19 protein-coding genes and 3 pseudogenes are annotated in these 25,047 nt (G+C 31.6%); 14 read left to right on the top strand and 8 right to left on the bottom strand.

All coding sequences use genetic code 11. The annotated features are described in order from the left end of the window. Positions 1-71: 71 nt before the first annotated feature. Together NST87_RS02075 and NST87_RS02080 are read right to left on the bottom strand one after the other, a co-directional pair. A complete protein-coding gene (locus NST87_RS02075; protein WP_230620673.1) occupies positions 72-1,163 on the bottom strand; it encodes a YkvI family membrane protein in 1,092 nt (363 codons plus the stop codon). Positions 1,164-1,177: 14 nt separating this feature from the next. Further along, positions 1,178-2,515, bottom strand: a complete 1,338-nt coding sequence (locus NST87_RS02080) for an aspartate aminotransferase family protein (RefSeq protein WP_026034833.1) — start codon at positions 2,513-2,515, stop codon at positions 1,178-1,180. A 553-nt stretch (positions 2,516-3,068) separates the two neighbouring features. On the opposite strand from NST87_RS02080, the gene NST87_RS02085 reads away from it, so the two are divergent. Genes NST87_RS02085 through NST87_RS02095 form a run of 3 tightly spaced genes read left to right on the top strand, consistent with a single transcriptional unit; the run spans position 3,069 to position 5,853 of the window. Further along, a complete protein-coding gene (locus NST87_RS02085) occupies positions 3,069-3,653 on the top strand; it encodes an MptD family putative ECF transporter S component (RefSeq protein WP_019470035.1) in 585 nt (194 codons plus the stop codon). 1 nt (position 3,654) lies between these two features. Next, positions 3,655-4,374 carry an energy-coupling factor transporter transmembrane component T gene (locus tag NST87_RS02090; protein ID WP_040029765.1) on the top strand — a complete coding sequence of 240 codons (720 nt, stop codon included), beginning with the start codon at positions 3,655-3,657 and terminating at the stop codon, positions 4,372-4,374. A gap of 9 nt (positions 4,375-4,383) precedes the next feature. Next, complete coding sequence (locus NST87_RS02095) at positions 4,384-5,853, top strand: ABC transporter ATP-binding protein (protein WP_340721272.1); 1,470 nt, start codon at positions 4,384-4,386, stop codon at positions 5,851-5,853. 85 nt (positions 5,854-5,938) lie between these two features. Here NST87_RS02095 and NST87_RS02100 read toward each other — a convergent pair whose 3' ends face one another. Continuing rightward, on the bottom strand, positions 5,939-7,918 hold the full coding sequence (locus NST87_RS02100; RefSeq protein WP_126116934.1) for a helix-turn-helix transcriptional regulator: 1,980 nt from the start codon (positions 7,916-7,918) through the stop codon (positions 5,939-5,941). 462 nt (positions 7,919-8,380) lie between these two features. Here NST87_RS02100 and NST87_RS02105 point away from each other — a divergent pair, with 462 nt between their 5' ends. The 4 genes and pseudogenes from NST87_RS02105 to NST87_RS02120 all read left to right on the top strand — a co-directional run bounded on the left by NST87_RS02105 (position 8,381) and on the right by NST87_RS02120 (position 13,483). Further along, positions 8,381-9,406 (top strand): LacI family DNA-binding transcriptional regulator, encoded by a 1,026-nt coding sequence (locus tag NST87_RS02105; protein WP_019470039.1) that lies wholly within the window; start codon positions 8,381-8,383, stop codon positions 9,404-9,406. A 241-nt stretch (positions 9,407-9,647) separates the two neighbouring features. Further along, a pseudogene (locus tag NST87_RS02110) lies at positions 9,648-10,901 on the top strand (MFS transporter). A gap of 16 nt (positions 10,902-10,917) precedes the next feature. Then, on the top strand, positions 10,918-12,402 hold the full coding sequence (gene xylB, locus NST87_RS02115) for a xylulokinase (protein WP_019470042.1): 1,485 nt from the start codon (positions 10,918-10,920) through the stop codon (positions 12,400-12,402). Positions 12,403-12,421: 19 nt separating this feature from the next. Beyond that, on the top strand, positions 12,422-13,483 hold the full coding sequence (locus tag NST87_RS02120) for an NAD(P)-dependent alcohol dehydrogenase (protein WP_019470043.1): 1,062 nt from the start codon (positions 12,422-12,424) through the stop codon (positions 13,481-13,483). 356 nt (positions 13,484-13,839) lie between these two features. On the opposite strand, the gene NST87_RS02125 is transcribed toward NST87_RS02120, so the two are convergent. Beyond that, positions 13,840-14,103 carry a hypothetical protein gene (locus tag NST87_RS02125; protein WP_019470044.1) on the bottom strand — a complete coding sequence of 88 codons (264 nt, stop codon included), beginning with the start codon at positions 14,101-14,103 and terminating at the stop codon, positions 13,840-13,842. Positions 14,104-14,318: 215 nt separating this feature from the next. Between NST87_RS02125 and NST87_RS02130 the strand changes: the two genes are divergently transcribed. Next, positions 14,319-14,993 (top strand): haloacid dehalogenase type II, encoded by a 675-nt coding sequence (locus NST87_RS02130; RefSeq protein WP_019470045.1) that lies wholly within the window; start codon positions 14,319-14,321, stop codon positions 14,991-14,993. Between the two features lie 303 nt (positions 14,994-15,296). On the opposite strand, the pseudogene NST87_RS02135 reads toward NST87_RS02130, so the two are convergent. Next, positions 15,297-15,797, bottom strand: a pseudogene (locus NST87_RS02135) (M20/M25/M40 family metallo-hydrolase); the annotation flags it as partial. Positions 15,798-15,958: 161 nt separating this feature from the next. On the opposite strand from NST87_RS02135, the gene srtA reads away from it, so the two are divergent. Beyond that, positions 15,959-16,558: a class A sortase SrtA gene (gene srtA / locus NST87_RS02140; protein WP_019470047.1), complete on the top strand. Its 600-nt coding sequence runs from the start codon at positions 15,959-15,961 to the stop codon at positions 16,556-16,558. An 87-nt stretch (positions 16,559-16,645) separates the two neighbouring features. On the opposite strand, the gene NST87_RS02145 is transcribed toward srtA, so the two are convergent. After that, positions 16,646-17,314, bottom strand: a complete 669-nt coding sequence (locus tag NST87_RS02145) for an N-acetylmannosamine-6-phosphate 2-epimerase (protein WP_019470048.1) — start codon at positions 17,312-17,314, stop codon at positions 16,646-16,648. Positions 17,315-17,479: 165 nt separating this feature from the next. Here NST87_RS02145 and NST87_RS02150 point away from each other — a divergent pair, with 165 nt between their 5' ends. Next, complete coding sequence (locus NST87_RS02150) at positions 17,480-18,277, top strand: MurR/RpiR family transcriptional regulator (RefSeq protein ID WP_019470049.1); 798 nt, start codon at positions 17,480-17,482, stop codon at positions 18,275-18,277. Positions 18,278-18,635: 358 nt separating this feature from the next. On the opposite strand, the gene NST87_RS02155 is transcribed toward NST87_RS02150, so the two are convergent. Further along, a complete protein-coding gene (locus NST87_RS02155) occupies positions 18,636-19,508 on the bottom strand; it encodes an ROK family protein (protein ID WP_019470050.1) in 873 nt (290 codons plus the stop codon). A gap of 225 nt (positions 19,509-19,733) precedes the next feature. Here NST87_RS02155 and NST87_RS02160 point away from each other — a divergent pair, with 225 nt between their 5' ends. From NST87_RS02160 to NST87_RS02175, 4 genes and pseudogenes are all read left to right on the top strand, one after another. Further along, positions 19,734-20,615: an N-acetylneuraminate lyase gene (locus tag NST87_RS02160; RefSeq protein WP_019470051.1), complete on the top strand. Its 882-nt coding sequence runs from the start codon at positions 19,734-19,736 to the stop codon at positions 20,613-20,615. A gap of 25 nt (positions 20,616-20,640) precedes the next feature. Beyond that, positions 20,641-22,186: pseudogene (locus NST87_RS02165) on the top strand (sodium:solute symporter). A 274-nt stretch (positions 22,187-22,460) separates the two neighbouring features. Further along, positions 22,461-23,258, top strand: a complete 798-nt coding sequence (locus tag NST87_RS02170) for a Cof-type HAD-IIB family hydrolase (RefSeq protein ID WP_019470052.1) — start codon at positions 22,461-22,463, stop codon at positions 23,256-23,258. A 118-nt stretch (positions 23,259-23,376) separates the two neighbouring features. Then, positions 23,377-24,036, top strand: coding sequence for an NAD(P)H-dependent oxidoreductase (locus tag NST87_RS02175; protein WP_019470053.1), 660 nt, complete (start codon positions 23,377-23,379; stop codon positions 24,034-24,036). Positions 24,037-24,217: 181 nt separating this feature from the next. Here NST87_RS02175 and NST87_RS02180 read toward each other — a convergent pair whose 3' ends face one another. Further along, entirely contained in the window at positions 24,218-25,027 is an 810-nt protein-coding gene (locus NST87_RS02180; RefSeq protein ID WP_040029772.1) for a VOC family protein, read from the bottom strand. Between the last annotated feature and the right edge of the window lie 20 nt (positions 25,028-25,047).

The raw sequence follows: 25,047 nt of genomic DNA on the forward strand, positions 1-25,047 counted from the left end.
AAACCCAATAAAAAAGGTCCAAGACATAAATTGATGTCTTGGACCTTTTTTTGAATTTTAACGGCTGTCATTTATGTACTACGTTTATTGACGAAATTATTATATAACGTACGCACAAAAATGATCACTACAACAATTGCTCCTATATAACCTACAAATGGATATATAATGGATACTAATTCTCCAAAAGGTAATGTACCACAAATAATAAAAACAATACCTAACACAACTGTTACAGGAACGCTAAGTTTTGATGGGAAAATCTTCATAAATTCATTTTTAACTAACCAATACATTGGTGCAGTTGTAGAATAAATCCCTAATAAAATACATACTGAAAATATAAATGCTATAAACGGTGCAATTGTAGTACCTAAATAAAGTACAGGGACTTCTAATTCAAATACATGATCAGAATGTACTAATAAAGCAATAATCATTACAATTACTGTTAACATCAACACAGAGCCTCCAACAATTCCAGTAATACCAGCTTCTTTTCTACTATTTGATTGTTGACCAAGTTGTGAAAAGAAGATACTGCCTGCTAAGATGTTGTAACAGAAAAACAATCCGCCAGATTGCCACCAATGTGTTGTTGGTTGTAAATTTTTAGCGCTTTCTGGTAAATAGAGCATATTAGATAAACTACCGATATTTGAGAAGAAAACAATTAAGCAAATACCAATTGTTAATATCACAATGATCGGTCCAACAGTACCAATAATATCAACTAACTTTTGTAATCCTAAAATAACTGTAATCATTGCGACAATGCCCATACCTAGCACACCCACTAGATTTGGGAGATGGAATTGTTCTGCTACAACAGCTCCTGTACCAGCAATCATGATGACAACAATGCTAAAAATAAAAATAAGTGTAAAATATTCAATTAGTGTACCTAATATATTGCCACAATAGTATTTAAATATTCTGCCTGGCTGTTTTAATTGAAGATCAAATCCCTTCATCATTAAAGTGGAGCCAAGTAAACAGAATAATAATGCGCTAACTAAAGCTCCGAATATACCATATATACCAAAGGATGCAAAAAATTGCATAACTTCTTGTCCAGTTGCAAAACCAGAACCTATGAGATAAGCGATGTAAGCACCGCTAAGTTTTATAACATTTGTGAGTTTTATTTGTTGTTGCATCATTGATCCCTCCAATTTTACCAACCTTGACCAGCAATGTCGTAATTGTCTAATTTTCCAGATGCTAAATCTTCAAGCGCAGATTCTAAGACATTTAATGCTGTATCAAGTTGGTTATACGTTATGACTAACGGAGGTTGAAAACGGAGTACATTTCCAGCTACTGCAATAATCACAACACCATTATCAAAACAGCGATTGCAAATTTTTAATGCGGCTTCCGCATCACGTGTCTTATTTTCTTTATCAGAAACAATATCTATACCAATAGATAACCCTTTACCTCTAACATCTCCAACAGCTTTAAATCGTTCGATCCATGAATCCATACGTTGACGTACATACTCACCTTTATCTGTACTCGCTTGAAGTAAATTTTCGTCCTCTATCATACCAATTGTAGCCAATGCCGCTTCACAGCTCACTGGATTAGCTCCAGTTGTAAATAAATGTGCTGGCGCTTCTAATGTATCCATTATTTCAGCACGACCTACAATTGCAGACATAGGCAGACCGCCGGCTAACGATTTTCCAAATGTAATCAAATCTGGTTCAATATGATAATGTGAAACTGAACTCCATTCACCGGTACGACCAAGCCCTTGTTGGATGTCATCTACTGCTAACAATATGCCGTGTTCCTTGCATAAATCTTGTAAAGCTTTAAAGTAACCATCGACTGGTTCTAATAATCCACCATCACCTTGTATCGTTTCAATCATGATACAAGCTACTTCTTCGGCAGGTACGTATTTTTCAAACATTTCTTTAAGCGGCGCAAGGTATTCATCAATAGTGTTAGCGTTTGGACTACCAAACATACCTCTGTAGCTATCAGGGAATGGAATATGATAGAATCCTGGTAACATTGGGCCGTATTTTTTTCTCATGTTTAAACTTATGGCAGACATCGATAATGATCCATATGTAGAGCCGTGATAAGCATTGACGAAACTGATGATATAAGGTCTTCCTGTATACGCTCTTGCAAGTTTAACGATGCCATCGTTTGCATCTGAACCAGAAAGTCCGAAAAGTACACGCTTTTCATAATCCCCTGGTGCAATTTCACAGAGTTTCTTAGCAAGTTTAACTAAAGGTTCATGATACATATAAGCAGGCGTATAGTGTATGAATTTATCTACTTGTGATTTAATAGCATCTGACACTGGTTGAGGTGCATGTCCTACATTTTGTGAACTAGCACTCGCAAGTAAATCGATATATGTATTGCCATCCATATCAACGAGTGTTGCGCCATACCCATGAGAAATAGCTAATGGATAGTATTTTATCCTTCCCGGTTTCGCAAAATACTGACTATCTTCATTGATTAATTGTGCGGCTCTCTCCATTTTTTCCATAAATTTCAATCCTCCCATGTATTACTTAATATAAGTCGGTTTAATAGTTATACAAATTAAATACACACCTTTTACTTCATATCCCGTTGTTTAAAGAGAAAGGTGTTATTAAATATTTTTCGTTTACTTCATTAATTTTTAAAAATGGAATGAAGTAGTGATACGTATGAATATACTAAGAAAATTCGAAATTGTAAATATATTCTGAAAATTTAAAGTTGAATAACACTTAAAAAATGTAATATAACACATATAATCTTGAGAAATGAATGGTATGATGATAAATATGTATTATCTTTGTTTTTAGAAATGACGTATTGATTTTTATGAAAAATGAGGATAAATGAATATATATAAATGTGAAATGGATAGTTCGTTTTTGAGAAGTTTTTCGTTTATAATATAAATAATAGGAGCTATGTAATACGCTGTAATTGATAATTGTTTTCAATTATAGTATTTTGAGTCTACAATGATGTTATAGCTTAGTTATGTATATTTGTAATATTAATATTTATCGTTATGTGTAAAGAGGGAGTTTTAGATGAATAATAGTAAGATAGAAGTTAAAGATTTAATAAATATAGGACTCTTTACGGCAATATATTTTATTTTTATAGCACCTCCTGGCATTTTAGGTATTATACCTATATTCATGTTATTGCTTCCTGCAATGGTTGGTTTAATAGGTGGCATACCTATTCTATTACTGATATCAAAAGTTCAAAAATTTGGAGCATTGACGATATGTGGTACGATTGTAAGTCTTATTTTAGCTATAATGGGGCATCCATGGATTGCGTTGATATTTAGTATACCAGTTATATTAATTGCAGATGGCTTAATGGCAATGAAACACTATAAAAGCTGGAAATACAATTGTTTAGGCTATATGCTCTTTTCATTTTGGCCTATTGGTACATTTATACCATTTTACTTTATGAGAAATTCATATTTATCTTTTATTCAAGACAAATACGGTATTGAATATGAGAAAACTGTAGCCACTTTATTTTCTGTTGAAATGATACCAGTTATTATTATTACTACAATAATTGGTGCATGGATTGGCGTTTATATAGCAAAATTAATTTTAAAAAAACATTTCAAACGTACAGGTATGATTTAAAATGTATAGTCAAACTATCCCACAGACCCATTTATTAAATTTAGACCCAAGAATAAAAATCGCGTTAATCTTGATGATATCTTTAGTTGCATTAACAGGTGGCGTTACAGGTGTTGAAGTGTATTTAAGAGCAATAATAATACTTGTTCCGGCATTACTATTATTATGTATTAAGAAATACACAATAGGGTTATCCGTTTTGATTTTAACTGTGATAGCGTGGTATGGAGAAGCATTTGTAACGATTGATGGTAACCAAGTTGCTACATTATTAATTTTTGTACCTTCAGGCATCGTAACACGTTTTTTACCTTCACTCGCAATGGGCTATTATATTTTTAAAACTACACAAATTGAAGTGTTAATAACAGGATTGGAACGGATGAAATTGTCAAGAAAAATCACAATTCCAATTGCCGTTATGTTTAGGTTTTTGCCAACAATTAGAGAAGAATCGGCTGCTATAAAGGATGCTATGAAAATGAGAGGTATAACTTTGAAAATCGCCTTCATACATCCAATACAATATGTTGAATATCGTGTTGTCCCATTACTAAACAGTATTGTGAAAATTGGTAACGAATTAACAATTGCTTCAATTACACGCGGTTTGAATTTAACGCATAGACGAACATCAATCATTTCACTTAAAATTCGTTGGTTAGATTGGTTGTTATTAATATTAATACTGTTACTTTGTATCATTTATTATGTAATGTGAGGGTAGAATATGATTCAATTTAAAGATGTATCTTTTAAATACGAAGAAAGCAAAAGCAAGATATTAAATAATATTAACCTTACTATTGAAGATGGTGAGGTTATTTGTTTAACTGGGACTTCAGGCTGTGGAAAAACTACCTTGACGAGGTTGCTTAATGGTATTATTCCTAACTTTTATAAGGGAGATATGGATGGCCAAATTTTAATAAATCATAAAGATACACAACAGCAAGATGTTTATGAGTTAACGCAACAAAGTGGCTCTGTTTTCCAAAACCCAAGATCACAATTTTTTTGTTTGAACACGACAAGTGAACTTGCATTTGAACTTGAAAATTATGGTGTATCAGCTAGTCGGATTATGACACGAATCAAAGAAACCGCTGAACAGTTTAATTTTAAACACCTTTTAGATAGGGATATATTTAATTTGTCTGGCGGTGAAAAACAATTGCTATCTTGCAGTGCTATTCAAGTATATGGTCACGAATTGATTATTTTGGACGAGCCATCGTCAAATTTAGATTTTAATACAATGTTAAAGTTACAACAAATGATCAAAACTTGGAAAGCGGAAGGTAAAACAATTATTATTGCTGAACATCGATTACACTATTTAACTAAAATAGCTGACCGTTTTATGATAATGGATGACGGAAAAATAAGTGCAATTTATGAAAATGAACAATTTAATAAGTTATCAAATAAACAATTAGCAAAGCTAGGATTAAGAGCTATTCATTTAGAACAATTAGAACAATTGCAAGTAAAAACTAAAGTGAATAATAAAGTGGGTTACTTAAGTTTACAAAATTACTATTTTAGATATAAAAGAAGGCAAAAATTAACTTTAGATATAGATGATATCAGTATCAGTAAGGGAAAAGTGACAGCGATTATTGGCCATAATGGTTCAGGTAAATCAACATTTGCGCGCTGTTTAACTGGAGTCGAAAAAAAATTTAAAGGGACTATTAATACTGGAGAAAAGTGGGTAACACCACAACAAAGTCTTGCAGAAGCTTATTTGGTATTTCAAGATGTTAACAATCAATTATTTGCTGAAAGTGTGGAAGAAGAACTGAGGTTAAGTAATCCAACTTTAAATGATGAGACAATTAAGCGGTGTTTGCAAAACTATAGTATTTCTGAACATCTAGACAGACATCCTTTGTCACTATCTGGAGGTGAGAAGCAGCGTTTAGCTATTGCTAGTGCAGTAGAAACGAAAAGGGATATATTGATTTTTGATGAACCTTCTAGCGGTTTAGATGGTCACCATATGCGGGAAATGAGTACAATTATTAACCAATTGGCAAATGAAGGACACACAGTATTAGTTATAACTCATGATTATGAAATGTTACTCGCTTGTGCAGATGAAGTGCTTCATTTAGAAAAAGGAAAAGTAAAAAAGCAATATGAAATTAACAACGATACAATTGAATATTTACAATCATTTTTTAATATCATTTGAAAAATACAAGATGTAAATAATTAAACGAGATAGATATTATTGATATCTATCTCGTTTGTCATGTTTTTAATGTATTTTTGATAAATCAAGAATTAATCGGAAACATGATATATTTTATTTCTGATTTTGTAACTGTAATAGTTAGTAAATTATGATAACTATGCATCGTTAACTTAGAAAGTGGAGTATTAGCCTTGTTGATTTGTTCGAGAATTTTGGAATCAATAGCGCTTAAGTCCAGGTTATTTGGGATCAAATGTGAAATGATACCATGATTTTCGTTAAGCACTCGTGTGTAAACTGGAAAATCAGTGATGTAATTATGAACAATATTTGCAATTAGGTCAGATGTTGGTGTTGAATAGTTTAAACTATTAAATAATAGTATGTGAAAATGATGTTTAGATTTACCAATTAAACCATAAGGGAATTTAGCAATTTGCAAATTTAAAAAAGGTTTTAATAAACTGAAAACGTGAACGATTGGCATGGTACTACAATTATGATTAATCAGCATAAATTGTTCATCATCTTCAGAAAAATATGGAAATGCAAAGCCACCAATTAATGTTTGAAAATCAATTAGCAAATGCATCAGTAAGATATGTGGCGAAATGGACATATCTTTATAATAATGTTTTAAATTGGAATGTGTGAGATTATTAAAAACCACTTTTTTGGCAATAGTTGGATGTAATTGGTTTAAAAATAACATAATGGTCTGATGGGTATCAAAAGCATTATCAGCGTTGAACCAGTTTCTTGATATAATGTTTTTTAGTAAATACCAATCTGTATCAATGAAATAAAAATCAGCATTTAATGAACTAATATTTTTTTGAAATCTTGAAAAGTTTCCGCTGTTTTCCAAGATATGTCCAACATTAACCGCACATTTTATAGTGGGGAACTGTTGTTTAAAGTTATCAATTAATCTTTGGTCATTTTTAAATGTTTTATGATTTGTTTCAATAAGTAAACTAACATTTGAAATATGTTCATTAAGCAGCGTTAATGAAGTCAATAGTTTTATAATTTGGTAATCAATTGATTGTGAAAAGGATGGATTATCAACTTTCAAAGTTATTTCAAAACCTTTGATAAGCAATTGTTTGATTGCTGCAAATACATTGTGATGGTCTAATTTGTTTAAATCATCGAAATTAGTGTGAAGTAAAATTAAATTTGGTTTTGAAATTAGCGATAGCATATTAATTGAAAAAGTAGATTGATTAAATGAGATTAACTTATGTAAATCATTAAACGTGATAAAAGTACGTGTCATATTAAATTTCTGAGTATACTTCAGTTTATTCAAGACGATTTGATTAGACGAAATATGTTGATTATGAGAAAAATTATATAATTTGTTGATAGTCTTGCTTAAGTTGGGAGTGCTTAACGAAACTTGGTATAGTGAATTTAAATCATTTTTTCTGAATTGATGAATATAGAATTTTGGCGGCATCTTTATATAGAATTTGAAATTTTTAGAATATGTACTAACATTAGTGAAACTATATTTTAATGCGACGTCGTAAATGCTTTGTTCTTTCTCTAATAAATCAAATAAAGATAATGCAATTTTAAGAGAACTTGTATATTGTTTGAAGTCCATATTTAATATTTTGGAAAATAAAATAGATATATATGATTGTGATATATAAAAAGCATTAGATACTTGTTTTGTAGTTAAAGGTTCATTGATGTGTTTATGTATGTATTGAGTCAAACGTTGAACCAGAGGGTGTTTAGTATACAAAATAGGTAGATATTGATCGTCTAAATCAACTTTTGCTTCTTTAAGTAAAAACTCAATAATATTAGATATATAAAGATGCATACATTTTCTATTTTGAGTATGATTCTGTAATTTTTGCAAAACTAAGTTTCGAAATTGCTCTATATATTTAATTTGTTTGATATCAAACAAAGCATTAGCGATGGATTTATCTTTTTCTATAAATAAAGGTAATGGAATCTTAAGTTCTATTAAATTATCAATATCGATATATTGATAAAGGTCTGCATTATTGATTATACAAGCGTGATCAATAGTTATCATCGATCCATTTAAATTTATTTTACATGATTTATTTATAGGAATTAAAATAATAATTTCATTTATGCATCTTGCCAACTCAGTCATATAATGATTTTTTATTGATAGAGAGCTTATCACAAAGATCACCTTTACTTTATTTTGTTACACTCACAATTAAATGATTAACGTTATTGTACAACTGACACAGACAAAATAGTTAGGTTACAAATAAAGTTTGTTAAAATGATATTAAGAATTAATAATTCGTATTTTGGATATGAGTATAGATAGAAAAATCACTATTTTGGAAAATAAAATGCCTTTTGAAGTAATAAAATGATAGGTTTCTATTTAATTTACTTGAAAATGAAAAAATCTCAATATTTATGATAGCGCTTGCATTTATTGTGGTGAATATATATAATGAATCTAGCTGACATGAATAAGTCGAAGCAAATAACTTAAACGTTTAAGGTGAGTGGCATGGAAAAAAATAAACCTACACTTCATGATGTAGCAAAAGTTGCTGGGGTATCAATTGCGACCGTTTCCAATGTATTGAATAACAAAAGTACTGAATTAGGTAAAAAGACGAGGCAGAAAGTATTAGATGCAATTGATAAATTGCATTATGAACCGAATCAATTTGCAAGAAGTTTAAAAACAGGGCAGTCTAATTTAATTGTTTTTATTGTACCTGATCAAAATCCTTTTTTTACTGAAATACTGACAGAATTAAACAACGAATGTCAAAAACATCAATTGCATGTAGCTGTTGTGTCGTCTGAGGAAAACGAGTTAAGACAACAAGCGTTGATAGAAACATTTATCGCGCAAAATGTAAGCGCTATTATATTAGTTCCAGTGAAGTCTAAATTAAAATTTAAGAAAGAGTGGAGCCAAACACCTATCTTGACTATAGATAGGAAAGTAGATGGTACATATTTACCTTCTATAAGCGTGGATAACAAGAAAGCAGCGTTTGATGCAACTCAGAGAATTATTGATAGTACCTGTAAAAATATAGGGTTACTGTTAGCGAATCCTGATATAAGCACAACGTCAGAACGGAAATCTGGATATGAACAAGCGTTGAAAAAAAATAATATTAAGTTAGATGAGCAACTCATTTATTATAGCAATCAGCAATTGGGTACGGATGCACAAATTGACAGTGGGTATCATGCGACTAAATCATTAATTAACAAACAGGTTCAAGCTGTTGTGGCGACTAATCATTTATTGTTATTAGGTGCTTTACAAGCAATAAAAGAAAGTGGCAAAAAAATTTCTCAAGATATGATTATCATTGGTTTTGATGATAGTTACTGGAATGAAATTTATACTCCAAAATTATCTGTCATTTCACAACCTACAAAAGAGATAGGTCGTGTCGCAGGCGAAATGATCAATCATCTAATTCAAGGGGAAAATGTCTCTTCGATTGAACTAAATACAAAACTAATCATACGTGAATCTTGTTCATTTATAAAAGATAAGTCATTATGATAAAAACAAAAATGTATTCCAAGTCTGATACTTGTTGATTGTTGTTATGATTATATACATTGGAGTAGATATTGTATTATGAATTGTTTAAACAAGACGGGTTTTTGAAATCATTTGATTTTAATCCCGTTAACTTAATCGCTAAAACTTAAACGTTTAAGTTTATTTTAGTTATATTTTTAAATAAGGGGGAAATATTTTGAATAACATTACAATTTCTAAAGATAGTCCAAAAACATGGATGGGAATCCCGAAAATTATTTTTATTGCACTTATAGCTATATTTATTTTTATGACAGGAGATGGGATCGAACAGGCATTTTTATCAAAAAATATTGTTGATATCGGTTTTTCTGGTGGTCAAGCTTCCTTAGTGTTTACAGTATATGGCGTGATGGTAGTTGTGGGTTCTTGGTTAGCGGCCGTTTTATCTGATGTTTACGGTCCTAGGAAAATAATGGCTTTAGGAACAATAATATGGTTAATTTTCCACGTGCTTTTTTTAGTGTTTGGAATATGAATGGAAAATTTGCCTATGATGTTAGTGTTATATGGTATTAGAGGATTAGGTTATCCTTTGTTTTTATATGGTTTCTTAGTATGGGTAACCTATATCACTGATAAATCAAGATTAGCCACAGCAATTGGTTGGTTTTGGGCAATGTTCTCAGTTGGAATGGGGGTAATTGGTACTTATTTACCTAGTTTCACTATTCCATTTATAGGTTTTAATGGAACACTATGGATGTCATTAATATGGATTTTTATAGGAGGTTTAATTGCATTTATCGTTGTAGGAAAACGGGATGTAAAGCCGAATATAACGCTTTCGGTTAAACAAAGATATACTAAAGTATTAAAAGATATCGGCGTAGTTTATAAGAATCCAGAAATTATTAAAGTCTTTATCGTACGCATCATTAATCAATTATCTTTGTTTGGGCTAGTTATTATCTTTCCAGTATTATTCACGGAAACTATTGGATTTTCAATGCAACATTGGTTATGGACATGGGGAACAATGCATGTGACGTGTATCGTTGGTGATGTAGTTTGGGGTATTATTGCTGATAAAATTGGTTGGAAACGTCAAGTGATGTTATTTGGTTGTATCGGTTGTGGCATCACGACATTATTATTTTATTATTTACCAATACTTAGTGGTGATGTGTTTGCAATTGCAATTTTATGTGCAGTATTATTCGGTATTACACAATCAGCCTTTGTACCTATTTTTGCAATTTTTACAGCTTTAGAGCCTGATCATATTGGTGCTACACTTTCTTCACATAATCTTGCTGCTGGATTGAGTAATTTTATTGCACCATTAATTGCCACGCTTATATTACCGTTATTCAACGAAGTTGGCGTCGTATGGGCTTTTGCTATTTGTTATTTCATAGGTGCAGTAATCACTTATTATATTAAAGTTCATCAACCAGGCATTGGGGACGATAAAGTTGAAGCATTAAATGCACAAATTGAAAATTATTAAGAAAGGAAGATGTAAATTGGAACAGGTTGTACTTGGTATAGACCTAGGTACGAGTTCAGTGAAAATTATTGCTGTGAATAAAAGCGGTCATGTTATTGAACAATCAAGTATTCCTTTGAAATTGAGTCAGCCATATATTGGCTACAGTGAACAAGATCCTGAATCATGGGTGGAGGCAGTAAAAGAAGGTATAAAAAAGTTAATAAATACAGAAACAATGACAAATAAACGTATTAGTGCCCTTTCGTTTTCTGGACAAATGCATGGTTTAGTACCACTGGATAAAACATACCAACCTATTAGAAATGCAATACTATGGAATGACACTAGAACTACTAAACAATGCGAGGAATTAGAAAACAAATTTGGGAAGACACTTTTAAATAATCCTATACTTGAAGGTTTTACATTACCTAAACTTTTATGGATGAAACAGAACGAACCAAATTATTGGCAACAATTAGAAGTGTTTTTGTTACCTAAAGATTATGTACGCTATCGACTAACAGGTCATATTGCTATGGAATATAGTGATGCAGCAGGTACGCTTCTTTTCAATCCAAAAACAAATGACTGGGAAAAAGAAATTGGGGACAAGTTGGAACTTGGTGATATATACCCACCGTTAGTACAGTCGCATAGTTATGTAGGTAATGTTACAGAAATAGTTAAAAAAGAACTAAACATTAAAGAAGATATTGCTGTTTTTGCTGGTGGTGCAGATAATGCATGTGGCGCTTTAGGTTCAGGTGTTATTAATGAAGGTCAAACGTTATGTAGTATAGGAACTTCAGGTGTGATTTTATCGTGTACTACAAATAATCAAGTAGATTATGGACATAACATTCACTTCTTTAAACATGCCATGCCTAATATGTCGTATGCAATGGGTGTCACATTAAGTGCAGGTCATAGTTTAAATTGGCTCAAAGAAAAGCTTTTTAAAGCATATTCATTTGATGAAATCTTGAATTTTGCTGAGAAATCTACTATTGGAGCAAATGGTTTGTTGTTTTCACCATACATTCAAGGTGAGCGAACACCACATGGTGATGCATATATTAGAGGAAGTTTCATTGGGATAAATAGTAATACAGAAGAAGCGGATTTTGCACGAGCTACAGTGGAAGGCATTACTTATTCACTATATGAATCCATTGTATATATGAGAGAAAACGGTAGGCATATTGATGAAATTATTTCGATTGGTGGTGGCGCTAGAAGTAGTTTTTGGTTACAAATGCAAGCAGATATTTTCAATACTCAAGTCACTGCATTGAAATATGAAGAAGGCCCAGGTGTAGGAGCAGCCATGTTAGCTGCATATGGATTAGGTTGGTTTAATACAATGCAAGCATGTGCTGAAACATTTATAGCGCTAGGAGAGACATATAAACCTAATATAGAAAATCATAAAAAATATAAACAGTATTTTGAAATTTATAAGAATATATACGCTCAGACCAAAACGATAACAGAAAAATTATTAAAGATTAATTAACTATTAGGAGGAAATTAAAATGAATAATAATATTCCAGAAACTATGAACATTTCAATATTAAATAAACCATTTGAGATGGAACTTAAAGAAGTAGACGTTCCTAAATTAGGACCTACAGATGTTTTAGTAAAAGTGATGGCGGTAGGTGTTTGTGGATCGGATGTTCATTATTATGAACACGGTCGTGTAGGGGAATTTGTTGTTGAAAAACCATTGATTTTAGGACATGAATGTTCAGGAATCGTTGCTGATATCGGCTCAAAAGTAACACATTTTAAACCCGGGGATAGAGTTGCCATTGAACCTGGAGTTCCCTGTGGAGAGTGCGAATACTGTAAGGCTGGTAAATATAACTTATGTCCTGATGTTAAGTTTTTAGCTACGCCTCCTATTGATGGTGCATTTAGTCAATATATAAGTCATCCTGAGGGATTTTTATTCCATATTCCTGATGCACTATCATATGAAGAAGCAACATTAAATGAACCATTTTCAGTTGGCGTACAAGCATGTAAACGTGCAAAAGTTCAGCCAGGTTCCACAGTAGTAATAATGGGTATGGGCCCAGTTGGTTTGATGGCTGTTGTAGCAGCAAAAGCTTTTGGTGCTACAAGAATTATAGTGTCAGATCTTGAACAAATAAGATTGGATGAGGCATTAGAACTTGGTGCAACACATGTTATAAATATTAAAGAAGAAGATGTTATTACCCGTATCAATGAAATAACAAATCATAACGGTGTAGATTATGCTTTTGAAACTGCAGGTAATCCAACAGCCTTACAAAATGCACTAGCGGTCTTGAACAATGGCGGAACTTTAGCAATAGTTGGCTTGCCACAACAAGAAAATATTGAGTTAAATATACCTTTTATCGCTAACCATGAAATTAATGTTGTAGGTATCTTTAGATATGCCAATACTTATCCAATGGGCCTTGAGATGTTATCTTCAACTGCAGCTAATTTAAATACAATGTTTACCGATTCATATGATTTGGAAGATGCACAAGAGGCAATGGAAAGAGCAAGAACCAATAAAAGCGGATCATTAAAAGTTATGGTTTATCCTAATGGGTAATTAAAGTAATAGTATTATAAGAAGATCTAAAATCACTGCCTGAAAGTGATTTTAGATCTCTTTTCAAATGAGCAACTTTAGCACATTTGTTGAGAATGCAGTGCGATACCATTAGTGTTAATGGGTGCATAAAGTTTAATTCTGGGAATGGAATATAACTATGATGATAGATGGCAATAAAAGCCTAGAGATATAGCACGAAACATTCTCTTAGAATATTATATATCTTAAAATGTATTGTTACAATATAAAATTAAAAAAAATTAAAATAAATGATATGCGTTATAAATAAAAAATAGGTGCTTATTTGTAGTGATATAAAATTAAGCTTTGAATTAATTGAAGAGCAATGATAATTACTTATTTTTTTGATAAAGTTCAAATGCTTTGTACAGAAATATTAGGGAAGATACAATTAAAAATAAAGTGAATAATCCGTTAAAAATAGGATTGCTGAAAAATTGGAAAATAGTAACTGAACTTAATGATTCTAAAAATACTGAACCGGTTGTTTTTATTTGTAAGAAGTCAAAAGAAAGTAAAATCAAAGTAATCATCAACATGTAACCTACGGCGATAAAAAAGAGGTTTAGTAAATCTAATAGAAACATCCTTCTCATAACAACCAGCTCCCTTCTTACTGTTCTATAACCGATTTGTAGTATAATAAAGCTATATTTAAAGAAATTTACAAAAAATTAATAAACGATAGAGTGAATATCTTTTCAATTGTCCTTATCAATTTACATAAAAATAAAAATGATAATAAACTGTTTGACTTTGTTGAAATGTGATAAAGAATAAGTAAATGCGTGTTTTGAATAGGAGGTTTAAAATGTATAAAGCAATTATTTTTGATGTTTATGGAACACTTTTTGACATGTCCTCTTTAAAAAAAGGTATGACGCAATTTGATGATGAACAAGCAACATCAATTTCAAAGCTGTGGAGAAAAACGCAATTAAATCACATGTTTTTAAAACAAATTATGCAAAGATATATTTCCTTTGATGAGTTAACGAAAGAAGCTTTACGTTATACAATGGATGAACACAAAATACAATATGATCGTGAAGATATAAACAGGTTGTTTGATGCTTTTTTAAATTTAGAGTATTTTTACGAAGTACCTAAAATACTCGCGCAACTTAATAATATGGATATGGATGTTGGTATACTATCTAATGGAAATGATAACATGCTTAGACCATTGATTGATAATTCTGAGTTAGGGGAAAATATTAATACAGTTATGAGCGTTAATGAAATTAAACAATATAAACCCAGCCCTGCAAGTTATGCATTGATTTTGAAATATCATCATCTGAAAAGAGAAGAGATATTATTTGTTTCTTCTAATTCTTGGGACGTAACAGGAGCAACCAATTTCGGTTTTGATACAGCTTGGGTGAATAGACAAAATGGACATTTTGATTATAATGGACAAAATCCTACAATAACAGTTAATAATTTAAATGAATTAATTAATTGGTTAGAGATGAATAAATAAACATTTAAGATTGTCCAGAGAGTATTTACAGTCATTAAAAGTGAAAAATCATCATAGTAATTTGAATGAAAAAAATGGATGTTAGTTTTGAATGTTTATACAATTTACTCTAGTCAAATATATGATGGTAAAATTGAAAATGTTAAATACAAAATGGCTAATCCACTTCGTATGGATTAGCCATTTATAGAGTACGCAGTTTCTGTATTAAGCTTTGTTTAGTGATTGTAAGCGTGTTATATCACGTGCTTAGTGATTTTATTTAGCCGTATTTAAATATTGTGGTAATAACTGGCTATATAAATCTATAAAAGTTAGATAAGCATCTTTATAAACATATTCATCAACTAATAATGCAGCGCCGTCACTCGTTACTTCTTCTCCTGCAGTCGCCATAAATCTGATAGTACCTTGATTTAATGTACCTGCTTCTTTAATTTCTATTAAACTAATTGCTAAAGCGGCTAGTCCTGATTTCATATCTGCAGAGCCACGTCCGTGTAATCTTCCTTGATTATCCTCTGTAAGCTTAAATGGGTCATAATTCCATAAATTTTCATCACCTGTAGTGACAACGTCCATATGCCCTGAAATACCAACCACAGGTTTTCCGTTACCAATTTCTGCAACTAAGTTAGCTCTTGTGTTTTCGCCTTCCAGTTTTTCGATTTTGGTTTGAATTCCGTATTTATTAAATAAATCTTGTAAATAATGTGCGACATCAAGTTCTTTTTCGTTCACAGATTGAATTTCAACAATGTCAGACAATATCTTTACACGCTCATCATTAGAAAATACTGACATACAAACACATCCTTTATATATATTGAATACTTTAGTATCTACCACATTATTAATTTTTAAAACTATAAAAGGATTGATGCAAAAAAATATGCTTTGTTAGATAATGAGTTGTGCTATACTTATAATGAATCGTTTGATTTAGACAAAGGAGCATGCGTGACATGAAAAAATGGGGAAGTAGACTTGTCACATTAATTGGTGTGGCACTCATTATAATAGCAATTTATTTATTTATGAAACCAAAGATTGATAATTATTTTACTCAAAAAGACAATGAAAATAAAATAGAACATTATGACCAACAATCTAAAACTTCTGAAAAAAAGAAAGTAGAAATACCTAAAGATAAGACAAAGATGGCAGGTTATTTATCAATTCCTGATGCAGATATTAAAACACCTGTTTATCCTGGCCCGGCCACGCCGAAACAATTAGATAGAGGCGTAAGTTTTGTGGAATCAAACGAATCATTAGAGGATCAAAATATCGCAATTGCAGGTCATACATTAACGGGTCATTCGGATTATCAATTTTCTAGGTTACCTGAAACGAAAAAGGGAAGCAAAGTTTATTTTAAAGTTGGAGATGAGCGAAGAACGTATCAGATTACTAAAATTTATGATGTGAAACCAGATGAAGTTGAAGTGTTGGACGAACAAGCATCGAATAAGAAGCAACTAACATTAATTACATGTGATAATTACAATGAACAAACAGGTGAGTGGGAAGATAGAAAAATATTTATTGCCGAAGCACTATAACATGCACCGTTAAATAAAAAATCATATAAAAAGTCCGTATTCATTACCAAGTAAAAACATGGGTTTGAATACGGGCTTTTTTAAATGTTAATTTTCAATTGCTTGAATAAATCTTTTGGTGATTTCTTTAGGGCGTGTAATCGCACCTCCGACGACTGTACAATGAACATTTAAGGCTGTAACTTGTTTAAACATTTCAGGTGTGATGACATTTCCTTCAGCTATAACTTTTGCATGAACATGTGAAATCACATCTTTTAAAAATTTGAAGTTATCTTCATACAAAATATGTCCTTTAGTATAAGCAGTATAGCCTCGAAGGGTCGTTCCTATGTAATCAAAACCTAATTTATCAGCATATTGTGCTTCTTCAAGTGTAGAGATATCAGCCATAATTTCTATATTTGGTGCTTGCTGACGTATATAAGAAACAAGTTCTTGTAATGATTCTTCAGGACGCTCCTGCTTTGTAGCATCCAAGGCAATAACTTCACATTTGCTTTCTAGTAATTCATCGACTTCTTTACGTGTTGCGGTGATAAAAACATCAGAATTTGCATAGTCTCTTTTGACAATACCGATGATAGGTAAATTCACCTCTTGTTTTATCGCTATAATGTCTTCTTTAGAGTTTGCTCTAATGCCAACAGCACCACCTTCATATGCAGCTAAAGCCATTTTTGACATGATAAAAGATGAATGTAACGGCTCATTTTCCAAGGCTTGACATGAGACAATTAATCCTTGTGGTAACATAATAATACACTCCGTAACTTTAGTAGATTTAATAAAATACTTTACTATCTAATAGATTCATATTTTTAATATAACACCAAGAAAATAATAATCAATATATTTCATTGTTATGAAAAACATTTTCATTTATACTATAGCTATGATTGGGATGGGAGGATAGATAATATGAAATTTGAAAATCGCGTGCAACGTTATCATCATTTATTTACTAAAACAGATAAACAAATCGTAGCGTATATTCAAAACAATGACTTTGACGACACATTTTCAACAATTAATTCATTAGCATATGCGATTGGTACTTCGCCTGCAACGATTACAAGATTTAGTAATAAATTAGATTATGAGAACTTTCAGGATTTGAAGTTTAATTTACAGCAAGAAATGTCGGAAAGAGTAATAGAAAATAGTCCTTTAATTCAACGTATTCATAAATATCATCAAAATATTATTCAGCAAACAGGAGAATTTATTTCTGATGAAAAAATTCAAAGCTTTGTTAACCAAATTATTCGAAGTAGACAAATCATTTATGCAGGTCTTGGTAGTTCTGGATTATCAGCTACAGAATTTTACTATCGTATGATGAGAATGGGTTTGAAAGGGAATGTGTCTACAGATGCTCATCAAATGAAAATATTTGCTTCTTTGTTATCAGCATCAGATACATTTGTAGCGATTTCAAATAGTGGTGAAACTACAGAGCTTATAGCTGCAGCCAAAGTAGCACATGAACGTGGGGCTTATGTCGTAGTTATAACGAATTATGAAGGAAGTCCAATTACTGAGTGTGCAGATTTAGTGCTCATAACAACTGATCAATCTAGAAATAAAGACACACAATTTATTAATACTCAAATAGCAACATTGTTTTTAATAGATATTGTCAGTTACTTATTATTAGATGATACATATATGCATAATGTATATCAACATACGAAAAAAGTAGTGTTAAATGAATAGAGTCATTGTGAACGTAAACACGTAAATAAATGTTACGAGGTTCGTTAGGCATATAAGTATCCTTGATTAAAACAAAAGCGCCAAATTCTATTGAGATTATATAGAATTTGGCGCTTTTGTAGTCCATGGACATTAATATGGTGGATATATTTCAAAGTATGAAGAAACAAGTAAGTGCTGTGCTCGCTTAATTGTGTTTATTTATGACCGCTTTCTTCGTGTGCAACAGTAAATACCTGCATAAACGAAAAATTGGCTTAATATCAATATTTCTTTGATAGTAGGATTTTTGATGATTTTGGTACATAAAGGACGTAATTTTCATGGCTATAACAGCATAACGTCGTCAATAGCTGTTTTAAAATTTAGAGACTGCGCCATAAAGTGCAGCATGATTCTGTGTACGCGATGTTTGTATATGAGCATGACCGTATTGCTCAGGTAAGTAATGTTCGACTTTAGGTACGATGTATTTTAATAAATTTTGTCCTTGTGAAGAAACACCGCCACCGATCAGAATTAAACCGGGATCATAAATAATCTGTATTTGAGCGATACCTTCTGCGATTGAATCACTCCATTGATTGAGTATAGATAATGCAAGATTATCTTGTTGATCTGCGAGTTCAAATAATTTTGGTACATTGTCTTGATAAATAAATCCTTTTTCTAACATGAGTGTTTTTAAGGCAGTTGTTGAGGCACGTTGTTCAAATGTTTTGTTTGTTTGTCTATCAAAAAGTAAATAACCAATTTCATTAGCACGATTTCGTTCCCCGTTGTATAGTTGGGAATATTTATTATAAAAAGCGCCCCCAATTCCTGTACCTAGTGTTAAGCAAAAAATATTTTGTGCGCTGTAATCATGGAAAACCAATTCCCCTAACAAAGCTGCATTGACATCGTTAAATACGTTCATCTGAGCATTTATTGGTTTAAGCAAACACTTGAAGTCAGTATTTACGTAATTGGGTATGGTTGGACCAGCGTATTCAACTATGCCACGGCGTTCGTCTATAACGCCTGCGCTAGAAATGCCGACATAAAGTGGGGATATTTGATAAGATTTTTGAAACGTCATTACAATGTTATAAATTTTATCCTTAATAAATGTATCTATGTTGTTAGGGGTAGGTGTTTTGATATATTCTATAAAATTTAATGATTGATCAACTACAGCTGCTTTAATTTCTGTACCTCCAATATCAATAGCAATCTTATATGGATGCATATACAAATCCTCCTTAATTTTTAAAAGAAAATCGATATTGAAAAAAATTTTCGCTTATATTGTTTCAAAATGATGTATTTTTTCAAAATTCTATTGCCACACTCTATGATAGCGTTTACAATTTGAACTGTAAATAGAATAAATAAAAGATATTTTTTAAAGCATTATACAGTTATATAAATGATTTTGAATAATAACTTAAATATATAGATGGAGGGTTATACGATGGAAGAGAATTTAAAAGGTTTATATGCAGCATTATTAGTACCATTTGATGAAGATGGTCAGGTTAAAGAGAAAGGATTGGCGCAAATTGCTCAAAATGCCATTGAAACTGAAGGCTTAGATGGACTTTATGTTAACGGCAGTTCAGGTGAAAACTTCTTATTAAATAAAGAACAAAAGAAACAAGTTTTTAAAGTTGCGAAAGAGGCGGTTAATGAAAATGTAAAATTGATTGCTCAAGTTGGGTCGTTAGATTTAAACGAAGCAATAGAGTTAGGTAAATATGCAACTGAATTAGGATATGATGCGATTTCAGCAGTTACACCGTTCTATTATCCATTTTCATTTGAAGAAATCAAAGATTACTATTTTGAATTAATTGAAGCGACACAAAATAATTTAATTATTTATGCAATTCCAGACTTAACTGGCGTTAACATTTCTATAGAACAATTTGGTGAATTATTTAACCATAAAAAAGTGGTTGGCGTAAAATATACAACTCCTAACTTTTTCCTATTAGAACGTATTCGAAAAGCGTATCCAGATAAATTAATACTTTCAGGTTTTGATGAAATGTTAGTGCAAGCAGCTATTTCTGGTGTGGATGGTGCAATTGGATCTACTTATAACGTGAATGGTAGACGCGCAAGACAAATTTTTGAAAAAGCTAAAAGCGGTCAAATTGATGAAGCATATCAAATTCAGCATGATACTAACAACATAATTGAAAATGTGTTGTCTATGGGCATTTATTCTACATTAAAAGAAATTTTAGCGACACGTGGTATTGACGGAGGTTTACCGAAACGCCCATTTAAACCATTCAATGAAAATAACAGAGCTAAATTAGAAACATTAATTAACAAATACGATTTGTAGGTTACCGTATAAGGGGATGAATTAAATGGAACAAGTTGGTTTTGGTACATGGAACTGGGTAGCAGTAGTTATTTACCTTTTAGTTATGCTTTTAGTCGGAGCATATTTTACCAAACGCGCAAGCCAAAGTACAGATAGTTTCTTTACGGCTAGTGGTCGTTTACCTTCATGGGCAGTAGGTTTCTCTATCTATGCAACAACTTTGAGTGCGATTACTTTTATGTCTACGCCAGAAAAAGCATTTTTAACAGACTGGTCATATATTGCAGGTAATATTGCGATTGTAGCAATTATTCCTTTACTTATTTACTTTTTATGTACCATTTTTTAAAAAATTAAAAGTGACGTCTGCGTATGAATATTTAGAGGCACGTTTTGGACCTAGTATTCGTGTTATTGGTTCATTACTATTTGTATTATTCCATATTGGAAGAGTAGCTATTGTCATTTATTTACCTACGTTAGCGATTACATCTGTGTCAGATATGAACCCGTATGTTGTGGCAAGTTTGGTTGGTATATTATGTATTCTTTATACATTTCTTGGAGGTTTCGAAGGTGTAGTATGGAGTGATTTCATTCAAGGTGTCATTCTATTAGGTGGGGCAGCAGCAATTATTATTTTAGGTGTCGTCCACATTCAAGGGGGAATGAGCACCGTTGTCAGTGATGCACTGGAACATAATAAAATCATTAGTGCTGATAACTGGAAATTTAATACTGCCGCAGCAGCAATTCCCATCATATTTTTAGGAAACATTTTTAATAACTTGCATCAATACACAGCAAGTCAAGATGTGGTACAACGTTATCAAGCATCAGATTCTATATCAGAAACTAAAAAGTCTTTATGGACCAATGGGTTATTAGCTTTAATATCAGCGCCCTTATTCTATGGTATGGGAACAATGGTGTACTCATTTTATAGTCATGAAAGTGCATTGCCTAAAGATTTTAATACTTCATCTGTAGTACCATACTTTATACTTACTGAAATGCCACCATTTGTTGCTGGATTATTGATAGCGGCCATATTTGCAGCGGCACAATCAACCATTTCTTCAATTTTAAATTCAATTTCAGCTTGTATTTCTGTTGATATTAACCACAGATTCTTCGGCAAGAAAAATGAAAAAAGCGAAGTAGGATTTGCGAGATGGATGATTATTCTTTCAGGTTTATTTGGATTCGGCATGTCTATATATCTAATTGCAGCAGATTCTAATGATCTTTGGGATCTTTTCTTGTTAATTACTGGATTAGTGAGTGTGCCATTGGCTGGTGTGTTTGCGGTTGGTATATTCACACGGCGTACGAATACATTCGGTGTGCTGATGGGATTAATTTTTGGAATTATTTTTGCTTATATCTTTAATGGTATGGGTGGCGGCAATTCACCATTTTATGTATCAATTATTTCGTTTATAGTAGCCTTTGTTTTCTCTTATATCATAAGTATTATTGTGCCAGGCAAACAAAAAGACATTACTGGTTTAACCATCTATGATATTAAAGAAAAATCTAATTATGTCTCTATAGTCCGTATGAAAGAAGACGATCAAGAAGTCTAAAGCTTTATGTAGTTAGGTATAATAAATGATGCGTTGAATAGTTATAAAACGATTTACTTCTGTTTATCTCAAAATATTTTTGAGAAAATGAATAAGCTATTAAAGGCAGGTAGAATGAAGCATATTGTGTATATGCTTTCTATTCTGCCTCTTTTTTTAATCCTTGAAAACCATGTTATTTACAACATAAAATATGTGATTCATTTTAATTCCTCGAAAATTATGGATATAATGAATTACAGATATAAGCAGAGTATTCGAGGGGATGAAAAGTATGATAAAAGCAATCGCAGTAGATATGGATGGTACATTTTTGAATTCAAAAAAACAATATGATCAAGAAAGGTTTAATCGTATCTTTCAACAATTAAAAAATGAAAATATTAAATTTATAGCAGCAAGTGGTAATCAATATGCAAAATTAAAATCTATTTTTGGAGATAAAGCTATGTTTTTTGTTGCGGAAAACGGTGCGGTTATTTATGAAGACAATACGTTGTATGATTATCAAGCATTTGAAAAAGATGTTTTCCATAATATTGTTAATTACTTAAACATCACGCGTGGTATCAATGAAATAATTGTTTGTGGCGTAAAAAGTGCTTACATATTAAAGAATAATGCACAATCATTTAAAAAAGATGCACATTTTTATTATCGACAATTAAAAGAAATAGCATCTTTGCAAAATTTACCAGAAGATGCATATGTAAAAATAGCCTTAAATATAGATAGAACAACACATCCAACACTGGATGAAGATTTGTCAAATCGCTTTTCACAAGATTTATCACTTGTATCGAGTGGTCGAGATAGTATCGATATCATTCTACCTGGTATGACCAAAGGCAATGCGTTAGCAAGATTATTAAAAAAATGGGGACTAACGGAAGATGAACTCATGGCTTTTGGAGATGCAAATAATGATTTAGATATGCTGCAATTAGCAACACATAGTTATGTAATGGAAAATTGTGAAGATGAAACCTTATTCGAAATTGCAAAGTATGTAGCACCGTCAAATGATAAACAAGGTGTTTTATCAATTATTGAAGATAAAGTACTAAAATGAAAAATTAATATTTAAAATTTTGGCAGTATTACGCTTAAACATATTACTTTCATCCGTCTAACAACCTATTTTATACTAAAAAATATAAGCTACAAATGGAAAGGAAGGCAAACAAGAAATGAATGATATGCAACAGACAATTATAAATGCGTTTAATTTTAGACATGCAACAAAAAGGTTTGATTCAGATAAAAAGATAAGTGAAAGTGAATTTAACACAATCTTAGAAGCGGGTAGATTGTCTCCAAGTTCTCTAGGATTAGAACCGTGGAAATTTATCGTAGTACAAAATTCTGAAATTAGAAATAAGTTAAAAGAAATAAGTTGGGGTGCAAAAGGGCAGTTAGAGACAGCAAGCCACTTTGTAATTTTATTAGCGCGAAAAAACGTAACTTCTAAATCACCATTTGTACAACATATGATTCGAGACATTAAACAATATAGCGAAGACAGTATACCTGCTACAGAAGAAAAATTTGATAATTTCCAAACAATTTTCCATATTAATGATAGTGCGCAGACATTGTTGGAGTGGGCTAAAAAACAAACATATATTGCACTAGGTAATATGATGACGAGTGCAGCATTATTAAATATTGATTCTTGCCCTATGGAAGGATTTGATTTAGATGCTGTTACGCAATTTTTAAGTGATGAAGGTTTGATGGATGAAACGCATTTTGCACCATCTGTAATGGTTGCATTTGGTTATAGAGAAAACGCAGCAAAAGAAAAAGTACGTCAACCTCAATCACATGTAGTAGAGTGGGTTGAATAATAAGCGTTACGAGGACTCAAATATTTAAAATTCATAAAAAAGAAAGCCAATTCATTCATACAATGTATTGAATTATAAACGTCAATTTCTGTTGTCATTACAGAAATTGACGTTTTCTTTGTTTTATGAACTTTAAAAGTGAGTTGGATTATTATACTGATGGCGTGTGATGTCAATGTTTTTAAGTTTTATCAGCAATTAATGACATATTATTGTGTAATCTAATACTTAAACCATCTATAAAAAAAGTTTCTTCAGTATCGATACTTGGTTTATAAATATCGATATGGGCTAATCCATAGCTTGTATCATTTTCAACTCTAGGTAAGCGTGATTGCCAAGTATTTACTGCAATATGGTGATGATAATATTTAGATGACATAAATAGAGCTTGCGGGAAGTTAGAAATATGCTGGAGACCTAGTTGCTCAATGTAAAAATATTGAGCGATGGTTAAGTCGGATGTTTTCAAATGCAAATGTCCAATCTTCGCATTATTTGGCATTTCATCCCAGCCCATCTTTGTTCTTTGATTAAGTAAATCATTCGTATCTACTTGTAACGTATCCATTTTCACTTTATCATTTTCCCACAACCATACAGACTTAGGTCTGTCATAATAAACTTCAATGCCATTACCTTCTGGATCATTAAGGTATAAAGCTTCACTTACTAGATGATCTCCACCACCAACCGGAATGTTTGATTGCGAAATATGAAATAAGAAATTAGCTAAGTCTTTGCGGTCGGGCAGTAGAAATGCTACGTGAAATAGTCCTGCTTCACTTAAAGTAGGCTGACGTCCCTCTGGTATTTCACATAACGTAATTGTATGGCCGCTCAAACCTACTTGCAAAACTGCAGAAGTATCATTTGTTGATACCACTTTAAGTCCTAAAATATGTGAATAAAAATTCAACATCGTTTGTAAATTTTTAATGTTTAAGGTGATATTTGTTACTTGAATTGCTGATTTATCGTGAAAAGTCATCGCCTTGCTCCTTTATATTC

The organism is Staphylococcus sp. FSL W8-0271 (genome assembly GCF_038006605.1).
GTDB lineage: Bacteria > Bacillota > Bacilli > Staphylococcales > Staphylococcaceae > Staphylococcus > Staphylococcus cohnii.

What these genes read in the sequence shown, in the direction of transcription:
- NST87_RS02075 (WP_230620673.1), bottom strand. Translation starts at nt 1,163, where the DNA reads ATGATGCAACAACAAATAAAACTCACAAATGTTATAAAACTTAGCGGT.
- NST87_RS02080 (WP_026034833.1), bottom strand. Translation starts at nt 2,515, where the DNA reads ATGGAGAGAGCCGCACAATTAATCAATGAAGATAGTCAGTATTTTGCG.
- NST87_RS02085 (WP_019470035.1), top strand. Translation starts at nt 3,069, where the DNA reads ATGAATAATAGTAAGATAGAAGTTAAAGATTTAATAAATATAGGACTC.
- NST87_RS02090 (WP_040029765.1), top strand. Translation starts at nt 3,655, where the DNA reads ATGTATAGTCAAACTATCCCACAGACCCATTTATTAAATTTAGACCCA.
- NST87_RS02095 (WP_340721272.1), top strand. Translation starts at nt 4,384, where the DNA reads ATGATTCAATTTAAAGATGTATCTTTTAAATACGAAGAAAGCAAAAGC.
- NST87_RS02100 (WP_126116934.1), bottom strand. Translation starts at nt 7,918, where the DNA reads ATGATAACTATTGATCACGCTTGTATAATCAATAATGCAGACCTTTAT.
- NST87_RS02105 (WP_019470039.1), top strand. Translation starts at nt 8,381, where the DNA reads ATGGAAAAAAATAAACCTACACTTCATGATGTAGCAAAAGTTGCTGGG.
- NST87_RS02120 (WP_019470043.1), top strand. Translation starts at nt 12,422, where the DNA reads ATGAATAATAATATTCCAGAAACTATGAACATTTCAATATTAAATAAA.
- NST87_RS02125 (WP_019470044.1), bottom strand. Translation starts at nt 14,103, where the DNA reads ATGAGAAGGATGTTTCTATTAGATTTACTAAACCTCTTTTTTATCGCC.
- NST87_RS02130 (WP_019470045.1), top strand. Translation starts at nt 14,319, where the DNA reads ATGTATAAAGCAATTATTTTTGATGTTTATGGAACACTTTTTGACATG.
- srtA (WP_019470047.1), top strand. Translation starts at nt 15,959, where the DNA reads ATGAAAAAATGGGGAAGTAGACTTGTCACATTAATTGGTGTGGCACTC.
- NST87_RS02145 (WP_019470048.1), bottom strand. Translation starts at nt 17,314, where the DNA reads ATGTTACCACAAGGATTAATTGTCTCATGTCAAGCCTTGGAAAATGAG.
- NST87_RS02150 (WP_019470049.1), top strand. Translation starts at nt 17,480, where the DNA reads ATGAAATTTGAAAATCGCGTGCAACGTTATCATCATTTATTTACTAAA.
- NST87_RS02155 (WP_019470050.1), bottom strand. Translation starts at nt 19,508, where the DNA reads ATGCATCCATATAAGATTGCTATTGATATTGGAGGTACAGAAATTAAA.
- NST87_RS02160 (WP_019470051.1), top strand. Translation starts at nt 19,734, where the DNA reads ATGGAAGAGAATTTAAAAGGTTTATATGCAGCATTATTAGTACCATTT.
- NST87_RS02170 (WP_019470052.1), top strand. Translation starts at nt 22,461, where the DNA reads ATGATAAAAGCAATCGCAGTAGATATGGATGGTACATTTTTGAATTCA.
- NST87_RS02175 (WP_019470053.1), top strand. Translation starts at nt 23,377, where the DNA reads ATGAATGATATGCAACAGACAATTATAAATGCGTTTAATTTTAGACAT.
- NST87_RS02180 (WP_040029772.1), bottom strand. Translation starts at nt 25,027, where the DNA reads ATGACTTTTCACGATAAATCAGCAATTCAAGTAACAAATATCACCTTA.